Annotated in this window: 14 protein-coding genes; 5 read left to right on the top strand and 9 right to left on the bottom strand. The window is 66.3% G+C overall.

The window, feature by feature from the left end; all coding sequences use genetic code 11:
* Positions 1-853: 853 nt before the first annotated feature.
* Positions 854-1,141, top strand: coding sequence for a hypothetical protein (locus OXS49_RS19500; RefSeq protein ID WP_267426253.1), 288 nt, complete (start codon positions 854-856; stop codon positions 1,139-1,141).
* Complete coding sequence (locus tag OXS49_RS19495; RefSeq protein ID WP_267426251.1) at positions 1,114-1,425, top strand: hypothetical protein; 312 nt, start codon at positions 1,114-1,116, stop codon at positions 1,423-1,425. The genes OXS49_RS19500 and OXS49_RS19495 overlap by 28 nt, the downstream gene beginning before the upstream one ends.
* Before the next feature lie 53 nt (positions 1,426-1,478).
* Here the strand turns inward: OXS49_RS19495 and OXS49_RS19490 are convergent, their stop codons facing one another.
* Complete coding sequence (locus tag OXS49_RS19490) at positions 1,479-2,645, bottom strand: FAD-dependent monooxygenase (RefSeq protein WP_267426250.1); 1,167 nt, start codon at positions 2,643-2,645, stop codon at positions 1,479-1,481.
* A gap of 53 nt (positions 2,646-2,698) precedes the next feature.
* Between OXS49_RS19490 and OXS49_RS19485 the strand changes: the two genes are divergently transcribed.
* Entirely contained in the window at positions 2,699-3,361 is a 663-nt protein-coding gene (locus OXS49_RS19485) for a TetR/AcrR family transcriptional regulator (RefSeq protein WP_267426249.1), read from the top strand.
* Between the two features lie 60 nt (positions 3,362-3,421).
* Positions 3,422-3,754, top strand: a complete 333-nt coding sequence (locus OXS49_RS19480; protein ID WP_267426248.1) for a hypothetical protein — start codon at positions 3,422-3,424, stop codon at positions 3,752-3,754.
* Positions 3,755-3,822: 68 nt separating this feature from the next.
* Here OXS49_RS19480 and OXS49_RS19475 read toward each other — a convergent pair whose 3' ends face one another.
* The gene (locus OXS49_RS19475) at positions 3,823-4,098 is read right to left on the bottom strand and encodes a hypothetical protein (RefSeq protein ID WP_267426247.1); all 276 of its coding nucleotides are present in this window, start codon (positions 4,096-4,098) and stop codon (positions 3,823-3,825) included.
* 257 nt (positions 4,099-4,355) lie between these two features.
* The gene (locus tag OXS49_RS19470) at positions 4,356-4,481 is read right to left on the bottom strand and encodes a hypothetical protein (RefSeq protein WP_267426246.1); all 126 of its coding nucleotides are present in this window, start codon (positions 4,479-4,481) and stop codon (positions 4,356-4,358) included.
* A 601-nt stretch (positions 4,482-5,082) separates the two neighbouring features.
* Between OXS49_RS19470 and OXS49_RS19465 the strand changes: the two genes are divergently transcribed.
* The gene (locus OXS49_RS19465) at positions 5,083-5,445 is read left to right on the top strand and encodes a transposase (RefSeq protein WP_267426245.1); all 363 of its coding nucleotides are present in this window, start codon (positions 5,083-5,085) and stop codon (positions 5,443-5,445) included.
* 49 nt (positions 5,446-5,494) lie between these two features.
* Here the strand turns inward: OXS49_RS19465 and OXS49_RS19460 are convergent, their stop codons facing one another.
* Genes OXS49_RS19460 through OXS49_RS19435 form a run of 6 tightly spaced genes read right to left on the bottom strand, consistent with a single transcriptional unit; the run spans position 5,495 to position 11,840 of the window.
* Positions 5,495-6,457, bottom strand: coding sequence for an acetamidase/formamidase family protein (locus OXS49_RS19460; RefSeq protein ID WP_244008027.1), 963 nt, complete (start codon positions 6,455-6,457; stop codon positions 5,495-5,497).
* A gap of 18 nt (positions 6,458-6,475) precedes the next feature.
* Positions 6,476-7,189 carry an urea ABC transporter ATP-binding subunit UrtE gene (gene urtE / locus OXS49_RS19455; protein ID WP_267426244.1) on the bottom strand — a complete coding sequence of 238 codons (714 nt, stop codon included), beginning with the start codon at positions 7,187-7,189 and terminating at the stop codon, positions 6,476-6,478.
* Positions 7,186-7,896, bottom strand: coding sequence for an ATP-binding cassette domain-containing protein (locus tag OXS49_RS19450; protein WP_267426243.1), 711 nt, complete (start codon positions 7,894-7,896; stop codon positions 7,186-7,188). Before OXS49_RS19450 ends, urtE begins: the two co-directional genes overlap by 4 nt.
* Positions 7,893-8,993, bottom strand: coding sequence for an urea ABC transporter permease subunit UrtC (urtC, locus tag OXS49_RS19445; protein ID WP_244008021.1), 1,101 nt, complete (start codon positions 8,991-8,993; stop codon positions 7,893-7,895). The genes OXS49_RS19450 and urtC overlap by 4 nt, the downstream gene beginning before the upstream one ends.
* Positions 8,990-10,600 (bottom strand): urea ABC transporter permease subunit UrtB, encoded by a 1,611-nt coding sequence (gene urtB, locus OXS49_RS19440; protein WP_244008019.1) that lies wholly within the window; start codon positions 10,598-10,600, stop codon positions 8,990-8,992. The genes urtC and urtB overlap by 4 nt, the downstream gene beginning before the upstream one ends.
* Before the next feature lie 13 nt (positions 10,601-10,613).
* Entirely contained in the window at positions 10,614-11,840 is a 1,227-nt protein-coding gene (locus OXS49_RS19435) for a transporter substrate-binding protein (RefSeq protein ID WP_244008017.1), read from the bottom strand.
* Between the last annotated feature and the right edge of the window lie 464 nt (positions 11,841-12,304).

Here is a 12,304-nt window from a genome sequence, read left to right as displayed (position 1 = left end):
CTACAGACGCGGACGTACTCGATCGGCACGGCCTTCTTGACCGGCAGGTCGGCTGCGTGCCCGGCGCCCACCGCCGCGAACGCGGCGGCCGAGCCCAACAGGGAGCTTTTCAGGAACCTCATGGATGACCCCAAATCTTCGAGACCCATAGCGCAGCATCGTCCGGTGATCCGGATCTCACTGCAAAAATCATTTCTGCTCGCGTCTTAGCGGCGGGCTTACACGCCAGCGGTAGGCGGCGTTGATCTATTGGCTCAGGTCAGCGGCAATAAGCAAAAGGAATATTGCCGTTTTACCCCTGTCGCTCGATCGCGTTGCTTGGAGGCAACAGAAATAGATAAGGTATTTCTGTTTGTTTCTGCTGGATTGAGGTGGCTAATTACCGAAATGATAGGCCACGAAAACGTGACTGCGCGCCCCGCGGGCATTTGCTGCTCGATTTGTGGCGTCCTTCAGCGTAGCCTGCCTACGAATTAGCTTCAGGGTGTCGTGCCGATCCACGGTCGCCGCGCCTGCAAACGGTGCGGTCCTCAAGGCCATGTCCGCTTGAATGCACCCGCCGTCCAGAACCGGATGGGCAGGAAGCCACCCAACCCGGCCGTTCACCGGCGCCTGCCAACGCGGCCGATGCTGGCCGTAAGCGGAATGGCTTCTTCGGAGCAGATGTGCTGGAAATGCGGACGGCCTGCTTCCGACCCATACCCGCTGTTCCGGCGGCCATTGGCGCTTTTCGAAAGCGGACGTTCGTTGGCCGTTTTATAGGTCCGCATTGCTTCGCTTGGCACAGAGGGATTCCTCCTGCTCTCGACCTGTCTATAGTCGATTGGCCCGCAGCGGAGGCCAAGCTCACCCGATGACGACGCGCGAGCGCATGACGGCCGACGAGGCCGAAACCGTCTGGCAACTCGCCCAGATCACCGGGCGCTCGATCTTCGACGTGTATCGCGCCGCCACCCGGACCCCGCGCCATGCGGTCCTGTTCGCCGCCGCTGTCCAGCTGGCGACCGGAGAATGGGACTGGCTCGACGGGGAAACTGGCCAGTGGCGTACCGACCCCGCGAAGCAGCATGCCAAGCTGCTCCGCTATGCCGACCTGCTCACCGAGGACGAGCCATGCGCCGCACCTTCACCGTCGAATTGACGACCCGCGAGGCCCTGACCGTGCATCGCATGGCCCGGCTATCCGGCGTCACCCCGGACGTGATCGTGCAGACCCTCTACCGGTCCAGCCTCTTCGACGCGGCCGTGTCGCTCGCGACAGGCGTCTGGGAATGGTTCGATGATCGGACCCACAGGCGCATCCGCAATCGGAAGCGGCAGTTCGATCAGTTCGTGGAATACACCGGCCGCCTTTTGCAGAAGGCCGAGGCGGTTCCTGAACCGACCATCCGGCAGCAGACCGGCATTACGCCTCGGCAGGCTTAGGGCGGGTCTGGCGGTCGGCGCGACTGCCGGGACATGATGGAGCGTCGCGCAGGTCAGATGCCGAGATCGCCTGTGGCCAGCTTCCGGTCGCAATCAGCGAACTTTGCCTCGTCAGCCGGGAACATCATCTGCAGCCCCTCGGTGGCGGCGCGCTCCTGCACCTGCTCGACGAACGGGCGCAGCCCGTGCTCGTAGTCGCGAAACGCGCTGCCATAGTCGTCAGGATTGCGTTCGAGAGCGTCAGCCAGCCTGCCGGCGCCGATGATGGCCATCGACCCGCCGAGGCCCGCGAGCGGGGAAGGGCAATAGCCGGCGTCGCCGACGAGAGCGACGCGTCCCTGTGACCAGGTCGGCATCCTGATCTGCGTCACGCGATCGAAATAGAAGTCGTTGTCCTCGCCCATGCACGCCAGCATGCCAGGCACTTTCCAGCCCAGTTGATCGAAATGATCGTGGACCAGACGACGCTGCTGTGCCTTGTCGCGATAGTCGTACGCGATCTGGCCGGCCGTGCGGAAACCGAAGCCTATATCGGTACGGTCGTCATATCCATTGAGCATGGCCGTACGGCCCGGGACGCTGAAGATCTCCGATTTGTTGGTGGGGAGCAGCCCGGTCTCCGGCACGACCTTGAGGTAGAAATAGCCGCCCATGAAGTAGGTGTACCGGTCGCCATCGCCGAACACGAGCCTGCGCGTGTTCGACCGGTTGCCGTCGCAGCCGAACACCAGTGTGAAATCACGCCGGCTGCCGTCGTTGAACGTCGCGGAGACGGCCTCGGAGTTCTGGTCGAGCTGTTCGATCGAGCGTCCGAACAGAAGTTCCACCTTGCCTTCGATCGCGCCTGAAAGGATGTCTAGCAGGTCGTCGCGGTGAATTTCATACCTGGGCCCCATCTGAGTCTCTTCGTCCGAGCCAGGGCCGACAGCGCCGAGCGTGGCGTTGTCCGCATCCTTGAACTCGAAGACTCGAGGGGGCAGCGCCTTCGCGAGGACTGCGTCCATCAAGCCCATCCGCGTCAGGATGCCGATGGTTTCCCCCTCGATGTCGACGGGCGTGCCGCCACGCCTCAACCTTGGTGCGGCCTCGATCATCGTGACGCCGTATCCCAGCCGATGCAGCCAGTAGGCCGTGGCGAGCCCGGCGAAACTCGCCCCACTGATGAGAGCGGTCCGGGGGGCGCCCGACGACGCCCCTGCAATCGCGGTTGACGGTGTCATGGCGTTCCCTTCAAACTAATCTCGATCTAAAACTATACCGAGTATATATTTGCATGAGTACGTCGACAAGGCTTGTGCCGGACAGGCGCACCAGGAAACGGCAGGCGACGCGCCAAGCCATTTCGGACGCGGCGACGCGTTTGTTCCTGGAGCAAGGGTTCGATCGAGTGACGGTCGACCAGATCGCCGAGGCGGCCGATGTCGGGCGCATGACCGTGTTCAACCATTTCCCCCGTAAGGAGGACATGTTCTTCGATCGCGAGGGCGAGATCCGCGGAACCATGTCGGCAGCGATAAGCGGACGGGCATCTAGGACCAGTCCGGTCGCGGCGCTTCGACTGCTCGCGCACCGCTTGGTCGGGGAGCGGAACCCGCTCATCCCCCTTTCGGAAGAGACCCTGAGCTTCGTCGCGACCGCACTGGCCAGTGAGGCGTTGAAGGCACGTGTGCGTCAGTTGTGCAGCGAATTCACGCAGGACCTTGCTGCGATGCTGGCGGTCTCAGTGGGACGGGAGGCAGGCGATCCCGACGGGCATCTAGCAGCAAGCTTGATGGTAGCGACTTGGTGCGTGGCGTTCGCCGAGGGTCATAAGATCGCTGCCCGGTCTGGAGAAACAGGTGCAGCCGAGGCGACCTTCCTTCGGTTAATCGATCAGGGGTCTAAAGCGGTCGAAGCAGCTTTGGCTGGAACGCCCTATGTGGATGGTGTTCTGTAACGTCCGCCTGCGGCAGAAGCCGTGCCTACTACGCCGCCGTGACGGCATACGGACCCGACGATGAGCCGCATGGACAGGGCCAGGGGGGAGGCGGACCGTCTGCGCAAGGCCATTCACACGCCGTCGGATCAGCGGACACCCGCCCAACACGAGTTGGTCAACCTGGCCGCCGAGGAGACCCTGCTCGTTCGCTTGATGCGGCTGCAACAGGACCAATTTCCGGTCACGACCGATCCCGTTCCCCGCATCGTGGAAAGCGCGCAGCGCCTCGTGGACATCCTAGTTATGGAAGCGAAGTACAAAGCGGGTGACCGGATAGGCGCGCTGCTCGACCTTCAGGAGGACGTGACCGCCTACCGCTTCCTGGCGGAACAGAAGGCCAGCCCGAACTAACCTAGCCGGCGCGTTCTATGGAGCAATAGGTTTCTCTCGATGAGCTAAAAGGCCCGGGCAATCGGTAGTTACACCTCGTAGAGCTCGTAGCCATCGCGCAGGAGGAAATCCAGGGCGGTTTTCAGCATCGCGGCATCATTGTTTTTGTCCCAATCGCCCGTGACCAAGCCACGGCCATCATCATCGAGAAAAATCTCGATGAACCCGATCCGGCCAGATATCACATAGTCGGTCCCAAATGCTTCGATCCTGACTACCCGTCTGCCGGCCGTGTAGCTCTTAACGTCAAATTCCACAGCCCTGATCAGCTCTGGCACGCCAGCCTTCGCATCGCCTGTCACCATGACCGGCACGGCGACAGCCTAACGTCCTCGACCGTCTCCCCCGCCATGTCCAGGAACGCCGCAAACCACATCGGCTTCCGCAGCAGACGCACGTTGTCGGGCATGTCAGGCGGCAGTGTCCGTATCCCACCGGAATAGACGGTTACGGCCGCATCCGGGCGCACCCTGGCGATTGCACCCGCAAGCGCGATGCCTGCTCCGTTGAAGGACCGGCTCAGGTATATGATGACTGCCGACAGCGGGCGCTTCCGATCCGCTCACCAGAACAGGGCCTCGGCCGCCGTCGCGGCCGTTATGACCGTATGGCCTCTCAGCGTTTCGAGGCCGAACGCCCAGTTGCGCCGCATATCGTTATCATCCTGGACATACAGCACATCGCCCATTTTGCCCGTCCTGTCCCGCCACCTTGGTGAGTGAATATCCTAGCTGAAAGTGACCCGCCAACGAGCCTAGTGCTCTGACGCATTCACTTCGTTCATGCGAGTGAGCACGAGTTCTTTGGTTTTGCATCAATTTTTCCAGACTCGGCTGACGCCTTCGTCTGGATCGATGCACTAGCGCGAGGAAGGCGCCGACCGAGAATCGGGCCCAAATTATCGGACTGGATCCGTTATTGAAGACATTATTCATTGCTACTGGTCGCTCCGGCCGTTGACGGCGCTGCTATGGAGTCTGTTTTCCCATATCACTGCTCGAAAGCGGACCGGCGGCAATTCACCCATCTGAGACGTTCGTCCGGGTATTAGGCGGCGGCAGATGCTGGCCGTAAGCTGCCGGTCCGCATCAAGACGACTGGGACGACAAAGCGGATACGCAGCGGTCTCAACGCGAGAGACCGCATCGCTCACACTCACCGGCGTACGCAGGTCGGAGCGCAGGCTCCGCCCCAGGGAGTCGTCAAGCCTACCGCGTTGTGGCCGGTCCGCTTCTTGCTCGCCCTCACACCGAGGTGTGCACGCAAGCCGCCGAACCGGGAGATCCCGTATGCGTCGATCCCTGCACACGGACGAGGAGATCGCCTTTCTGCTGAATGAGGCTACAGGGGGCATTCCGATCGCTGAGATCTGCGCGAGCGCCCATGTTTCACTCGGCACCTTCTATCGCTGGCGGCGGCGGCTCGGCGGGCTGAAGCCTGCCGGCGTTGCTCGCCTTGATCAGGTCGAGCGCGAGAACGCCAGCCTCCGGGCAGAGGTGCAACGACTCCGCGCAGCCTTGCTGGTGCAGCCGCTCCGGCCGAAACCGCAGCGGCCGGTCCCGACGGAGGGCGCGGCCCTGGCCCAGGGGCCGCGCCATCGCGGCGCCCAGGCCTGTGTCGGCCGGTTCGCCTTCGGACGAAGCGCGAACTGAGGCACAAAGACCGCCGGGGTCGGCGCATCGAAGCCAGATGCCTCCGGGCTCAGACCGTCCCGGACGAGGACGACTCGAGGGCCGACTTGGACATGAGCATGTGCACGCCCTTGTTGCCGTCCACCGTCTGGGTGATCCGCAGGTTCCCAGCCAGCGAGCACAGCATGTAGGCCTGGTTGCGGGTGAGGCTGGTGCGCGCGCAGACGAGGCGAACCATCTCGCGCACGGCCTGCCGCATGGCCTCGTCGAGACTCTCGTGCAGGCCGATCGACATCAGGTCGGTGGGCGTCTCGGCGAAGGGCCAGCCACCCGGGAGATCCTTGCGCACCGTGAGCCGGAACGTGCCGGTCAGCCCGGTCTCCAGGGCGGTGATGCAGACCTCGCCGTCGCCCTGCACGCCGTGGCCGTCGCCCGCGTAGAAGCCGCCGCCGGCGTTGAACACCGGCAGGTAGAGGCTCGTGCCGATCCGCATCTCCTTGTTGTCCATATTGCCACCGAAGGCCCGGGGCACCGGTGTGCCGACCCGGCCCCAGGCGGCCGGCGGGGCGGTACCCAGGATGCCGAAGAACGGGTCGAGGGGCAGCTCCGTGCCCCAGGGCAGGCGGCAGACGCCGCGATCCACGTCGATATCGGCGTGGATCGTCTCGTAATCGGTGAACTCGTCTGGCAGGGTCCCGAGCAGCGGCAGGATTGCCACAAAGCCCCAGTCGAGGCGGAACTTCAGATCGAGGATGTCGACCTGAAGCATGTCGCCGGGCTCGGCGCCCGCGACGTGGACCGGTCCGGTGACAAAGTGTGGGCCCGGGCCGCGCTCCAACGTGTCGAGGGCGTGGAGAAGGTCGGCGGGCACCCGGGCGGGGTCGGGATGGAGCGACTCACGCCCGCCCGCCGGGTGCGAGTGCAGGGTGACGGTGTCGCCCGATTGCACCGTCAGGACCGGCGCCAGCGCGGCGTCGAAGTAGCCGAGCACCATGGTCTCGGGCGTGGCGGGGATCTCGTGATGCGTGGACATGGCGTCTCCTTCCGGACGTCAGACGGCGATGTGCCGGGTGAGGGAATCGTGGCTCAGCACCCTGGGATCACCGCGCTCGACGACGCTACCGCGCGACAACACCACAACGGCATCGGCGACCCGGAGGGCGAAGTCGAGGTATTGCTCCACGAGCAGCACGGTGATCCGGCCCTTCAGCCCAGCGATCACCGCCTCGATGGCAGCGACGATCGACGGCTGGATGCCTTCAGTCGGCTCGTCGAGCAGCAGGGCGCGGGGCCGGGTGGCCAGTGCCCGGGCGATGGCGAGCTGCTGCTGCTGGCCGCCCGATAGGTTGCCCCCCGGGCGGTGCCAGAGCCCGCGCAGTGCCGGGAACAGGGCGACGGCCTCGTCGACCGCGTCGGTTCGCTCCAGCCCGTGGGCCCGGGCCGCCACCCGCAGGTTTTCGGCAACGCTCAGATCCGGAAAGATCTCGCGCCCCTGCGGCACGTAGGCGAGGCCCGCGCGGGCGCGCCGATCGGAGCCGAGGCGCGTCAGGTCGGTCCCGTCGAGGTCGATCCGGCCGTGGCTTTCCGGGATCAGGCCGGTGAGGCAGCGCAGCAGCGTGGTCTTGCCGGCGCCGTTGCGGCCGAGCACGGCGAGGCAGGCCCCCGGCTCGACCGCGAGGCCAATTCCGCGCAGCACCTGCGCGCTGCCGTAATGCTGATCGAGCCCCTCGACGGAGAGGCGCGCGGGTTGGGATAGGTGCGTCATCGGCCGAGGAACACCTCGATCACTCGGGAATCGCCGCGGGCGCCCTGCATGCTGCCCTCGTAGAGCGTGCGACCCTCGTGCAGCACCGTCACCTGATCGGCGATGGCCTCGACGAAGCCCATGTCGTGCTCGATCACCAGGATGGCGCGGTCGGGCCGGCGCAAGCTCCGGATCAGCGCGGCGGTCTGGGCGGTCTCGGCGTCGGAAAGCCCGGCCACCGGCTCATCGAGGAGGAGAAGCACCGGCTCGGCAGCGAGCACCATCCCGATCTCGAGCCACTGCTTCTCGCCGTGGGCGAGGCTGCCGGCCAGCACCTCGGCGCGGGGGCCAAGGCCGATCTCGCTGAGGACGGAGGCGATGCGGGCTGGGCGGTCGCGGGCTGGCAGCGCGGGCCCGCAGCCGATTTCCAGGTTCTCGCGCACGGTGAGCGCCGGGAAGACGCTGGGCTTCTGGAACTTGCGCCGCACGCCGGCCTTGGCGATCTCGGCCTCGGTACGCTGGGTCAGGTCGATCCGGTCGCCGAGCATAACCCGGCCGGAGACCGGCTTGGTGATGCCGGAGATCACGTCGAGAAGCGTGGTCTTGCCTGCGCCGTTCGGACCGATCACCGCCCGAACCTCGCCGGAATCGACTGCCAGGGAAACGGAATCCAGCGCCGTGAAGCGTCCGAAGGCGACCGTCAAGGCCTCGACCACGAGGGCGCTCACCGTGCGCCCCGCAGCCAGGCCGGGCGCGGACGCAGGGCCGCGAGGTCCAGGAGCCCGTTCGGCAGGACCAGCACCACGAGCAGCACGAGCCCCGACAGGATGAAGGGCCACGCCTCCGGCATCGCGGCGCTCAGCCAGAACTTCAGGCCGTTGACGAGGATGGCGCCGATCACCGCACCGCCGAGCCGCCCCAGGCCGCCGATCGCCACCCACACGGCGATCTCGATGGAGAGGTCGGGGGCCAGCACCCGCGGGTTGATGATGCCGACCTGCGGCACGTAGAGGATGCCGGCCAGCGCCGCGATCATGGCCGAGAGGCACCAGATCCCGAGCTTCAGGCGGGTGGTGCTATAGCCGAGCGTGCGCAGGCGGGTCTCGTCGTCGCGGCAGGCGAGCATCCGGCGCCCGACCGCGCTGCCGATGAGAAGCCGCGTGCCGGCGAGCACCGCCGCCAGCGTCAGCAGGGCGGCGACGGCGAGCCCTGTGACGACGCCGGGAGATCCCATCGGCCAGCCGAACAGCAGCGGGAAGCCGGTCATGCCGTTATTGCCGCCGAGCCCGGTATCGTTGCGGTACATTAGCAACATTGCGACGTAGACGAGCGCTTGGCTGATGATCGAGAAGTAGACGCCGTTGACCCGCGAGCGGAACGAGGCGAGCCCGAACACGAAGGCGACCAGACCGGCGAGCGCCAGCGCGAGGACGAAGGCGTAAGCGGCATGGTCGAGGCCGGACCAGTAGGCCGGCAGGCTCTTCCAGCCCATGAACTGTACGAAGTCCGGCAGCACGCCAGTCGCGGCCACGCCGTCCGCGAGGAGGTGCATGGCGCAGACATAGCCGCCGATGGCGAAGAAAAGGCCGTGCCCCAGGCTGAGGATACCGAGATAGCCCCAGATGAGATCGAGGGACACGGCCAAGATCGCGAAGGCCGCGAGCTGGCCCAGCGCATTGACGAGATACGGCGCGGGCGACGCCACCAAGAGCACCGTCGCGGCGGCAAGACAGAGACCGACGAGGCTGGCGATCAAGGGATCGCGAACGGCGCGGCGCGCCGGTCCGGCGGGGGAGGCCAGAGCGGTCTGCACGCCACCGCTCATCGCCGCCGCCGCACAGCGAACAGCCCCTCGGGCCGGCGCTGCAGGAACAGGATGATGCCCACGAGCACGATCACCTTGGCGGCGACCGCGCCGGAGATCGGCTCGATCAGAACGTTGGCGCCCCCGACCCCGAGGGCGGCCACTAGAGTCCCGAGGAGGCTGCCGACACCGCCCAGCACCACGACCATAAAGCTGTCGACGATAAAGCCCGAGCCCATTCCGGGATTCACGCTGTAGATCGGGCAGAGCGCCACCCCGGCGAGACCCGCGAGGCCCGAGCCCAGCCCGAAAGCCAAGCGGTCGACTCGGCGGGTCGGCAGGCCGAGGCAGGCGGCCATGTCGCGGTTCTGCGTCACGGCGCGGATATCGAGGCCGAGCGGCGTGCGCCGCAGGATCAAGAGTGTCAGCACGACGGTCGCCGCCGCGAAACCGATGGCAAAGAGGCGGTTCCAAGTGACGACGAAGTCGGCGTAGAGCGGCACGCCGCCGCTCACATAGGCGGGCATGATGAATTGCAGGTTCTGCGTTCCGACCGTCACCCGCACGAGATTCACGAGGAACAGGCTTACGGCCCACGTGGCGAGCAGGCTCATGAGCGGCCGACGGTACAGGTGGCGCAGGATCAGCGCCTCGACCACGATCCCCACCAGGGCGACCGCCAGAAAGGCCACGGGGATCGCCGCCACGAGGTAGAGGTCGAGCAGGTCGGGGGCGAGGCGGCGGAAGGCCTCCTGCACGCCGTAGGTGGCGTAGGCGCCGAGCATGATGAACTCGCCCTGGGCGAGGTTGATCACGCCCATCAACCCGAAAATGATCGCGAGCCCGGCCGCCGCCATGAACAGGATGCTGGCGAAGCTCAGTCCGTTGTAGAGCACCGCGAGCCCATCGCCGATCGCGACCGCGCGCGTGACCCGGCTGAGCCCAGCATCGAGGGCCGCCCGGAAGGCCGGATCGGCGGTGTAGGCGGGATCGCTCTTCAGCGCCGTGAGCCGCGCCTCGGCGGCTCCCGACGGGCTCGCCGCCACCGCGGCGATCGCCGCCCGGCGCCGGGCCGGATCGGGTGACGACAGGGCGGCGGCCTGGGTAAGGCCGGCGATCGTGGCTTTGAGCCCCGCATCCGTCTCCGCATCCCGCGCCCGGTCGAGCACGGCCGCCGGAACGGAGGCAACGCGCCGTTCCACGACGGACAGCCCGGCGCCACGGGTTGCAGGATCGGGTCCGGTCAGCAGGGCCACGACGCCGCGCGCAGTCTCGACGGCGGCCCGCTGGCGCAGGCCGAGGACCGGCGCGCGCGCCTCTGCAACTGGGCGCACCGCGCCGGTGAGCGCATCGTGCCCTTCGGGCGCACCTGGGCGATCGAGCAGGAGGGCGCCGTCCGCCGGGCAGGTCAGGCGGCGCTCGGCGAGCGCGCCGAGGAGCCGGCCGGCGTAGGCGAGGTCGTGGGCCGGCAGAACCCCGCCGGCCTTCACAAAGCCCTCGACCCCGCGGACCTGCGCGGCGCCGTCCCCGCACAGATCCTGCGCGAACGCCGCGCGATCGAACGCCGCCGCTGAGGATGGGACAGCCCAGAGCCCGAGCCAGCAGAGCGCCAGGACAGCGCGGAGCAAAGACCGCTTTGGATCAGCCATAGGGGCTGAACGGGGCCGGTTTCGGAGCGTCCGGGGATTGCCAGAGAACGTCGAAGCCGCGCTTCTCGTTGACCGAGCCGATGAACACGCCACGGGAGACGTAATTGTTCTCCCCCGTCATGGTCAGCGTGTAACCGGACGGGTCGTCAAAGCTCAGACCCGCAAAGGCTTTGCGCACCTCCGGCACTGCGAAAGACCCGGCCTTGGCGGCCGCGAGCGCCCACAGATGGACGCTGTCATAGGCCGAGACCATCGGGTCGATCACCGTGTCGGCGCTGAACGGGACGTTCTTGGCCCTCACGTAGGCGGCCCAGTCGGCGAGGAACTTCTGGTTGCGCTCGCCCTTGGCGGCCTGGAGATAAGCCCAGCAATTCAAGTGGCCGACGAGCTTTCCGGTGTCGAGCCCTTCGAGGTCGGCCTCCACCATGTCGAGGCCGAGGATCGGCACGTCGGTGGCACTGATGCCCTGGTTGGCGAACTCACGCAGGAAGTCGGGGATCGAGGATCCCACCACGGTGAGCACCACGATCGCCTGGCCCCCGGGCTGGCTGGCGAAGCTGCGCACTTGGTTCACCAGCGTCTGGAAGTTCGAGAAGCCGAAGGGCACGTATTCCTCGCGCCATGCGCTCTCGGGGATGCCCTTGCTTGTCCAATACCCCTTGAGCTGCTTGTTAATCGTGCGCGGCCAGACGTAATCCGAGCCGATCATGAAGAACCGCTTCGCCCCGACGCCGTCGGGGCCCATCAGGTAGTCGACCGCCGGCAGCACCGAACTCGCGGGCGGCGAGTTCACATAGACGACGTTCTTGGAGTTCTCATCGCCCTCGAAGTGAAGCGGATAGAACAGCAACCCGTCATTCTGCTCGACGACCGGCAGCACCGACTTGCGCGATACGGAGGTCCAGCAGCCGAACAGGGCCGCGACCTTGTCCTGCTGGAGCATCTGCCGCCCGACCTGCGCGTAGAGCGGCCAGTCTGACGCGGGATCGGAGGTCACCACCTCGATCTGGCGGCCGTTGACGCCCCCGCGCCCGTTCAGCTCATCGGCAGCCATCCGGACCACGTGGTTCAGCCGGCCCTCGAGATTGGCCATCGTGCCGGACGACGAGAACAGGCAGCCGAGCTTGACGGTGTCGGCTGCGAATGACGGTCGGATGAGGGCTGGTGCTGCAAGCAGCGCCGCCGTGCCGACGAAGCTGCGCCGCGTGAGATGCGTCATCGACCCCGAAGCTCCCGTAAAGGACAAGCCGATTGTCGACCGCAGCCGGGGAGACGGGAAGGTTAAAGAGACTGCAGGTCGGGGTGCGCGTTGCGCGTATTGACGGCACTTGTGCGCGCGATGTGCGGTCCGTAGCCGCGAGTGTCAAAATTGACGTCTCGAACAAACCCGCGGGGGACGCCCCGGGGGACGCACAGCATCTTACAACCTGCGTGGGTTGAAGCTGCGGCAGTGGAGCAACCGAATCACGCGTCCGCGGAAGGCACGCTTGGCGGGACGTGGTCACCAACGCAGCGTCGTGCCTGTTCACAGCTACAGATTGGCGTGCGGTCGAGAGCGTGAGGTGCCGGGTGGCCGGATCTCATCGACCGGCTTGACCCGGTCCGAGCCACACATCTGCCTGCTTCCGACGATGGCCTTTACCGCGCTGTTGATCCGAGTGGCGTCAGGTGCCAGGCGCCAAT

The sequence above is a fragment of the Methylobacterium sp. GC_Met_2 genome, from assembly GCF_026540795.1.
Taxonomy (GTDB): Bacteria; Pseudomonadota; Alphaproteobacteria; order Rhizobiales; family Beijerinckiaceae; genus Methylobacterium.
This window is presented reverse-complemented; position numbering and strand designations above follow the sequence as displayed.

Bases quoted from the DNA above. Each gene is read 5' to 3' on its own strand.
- OXS49_RS19500 (WP_267426253.1), top strand. From the start codon at position 854: ATGACGACGCGCGAGCGCATGACGGCCGACGAGGCCGAAACCGTCTGG.
- OXS49_RS19495 (WP_267426251.1), top strand. From the start codon at position 1,114: ATGCGCCGCACCTTCACCGTCGAATTGACGACCCGCGAGGCCCTGACC.
- OXS49_RS19490 (WP_267426250.1), bottom strand. From the start codon at position 2,645: ATGACACCGTCAACCGCGATTGCAGGGGCGTCGTCGGGCGCCCCCCGG.
- OXS49_RS19485 (WP_267426249.1), top strand. From the start codon at position 2,699: ATGAGTACGTCGACAAGGCTTGTGCCGGACAGGCGCACCAGGAAACGG.
- OXS49_RS19480 (WP_267426248.1), top strand. From the start codon at position 3,422: ATGAGCCGCATGGACAGGGCCAGGGGGGAGGCGGACCGTCTGCGCAAG.
- OXS49_RS19475 (WP_267426247.1), bottom strand. From the start codon at position 4,098: ATGGTGACAGGCGATGCGAAGGCTGGCGTGCCAGAGCTGATCAGGGCT.
- OXS49_RS19470 (WP_267426246.1), bottom strand. From the start codon at position 4,481: ATGGGCGATGTGCTGTATGTCCAGGATGATAACGATATGCGGCGCAAC.
- OXS49_RS19465 (WP_267426245.1), top strand. From the start codon at position 5,083: ATGCGTCGATCCCTGCACACGGACGAGGAGATCGCCTTTCTGCTGAAT.
- OXS49_RS19460 (WP_244008027.1), bottom strand. From the start codon at position 6,457: ATGTCCACGCATCACGAGATCCCCGCCACGCCCGAGACCATGGTGCTC.
- urtE (WP_267426244.1), bottom strand. From the start codon at position 7,189: ATGACGCACCTATCCCAACCCGCGCGCCTCTCCGTCGAGGGGCTCGAT.
- urtC (WP_244008021.1), bottom strand. From the start codon at position 8,993: ATGAGCGGTGGCGTGCAGACCGCTCTGGCCTCCCCCGCCGGACCGGCG.
- OXS49_RS19435 (WP_244008017.1), bottom strand. From the start codon at position 11,840: ATGACGCATCTCACGCGGCGCAGCTTCGTCGGCACGGCGGCGCTGCTT.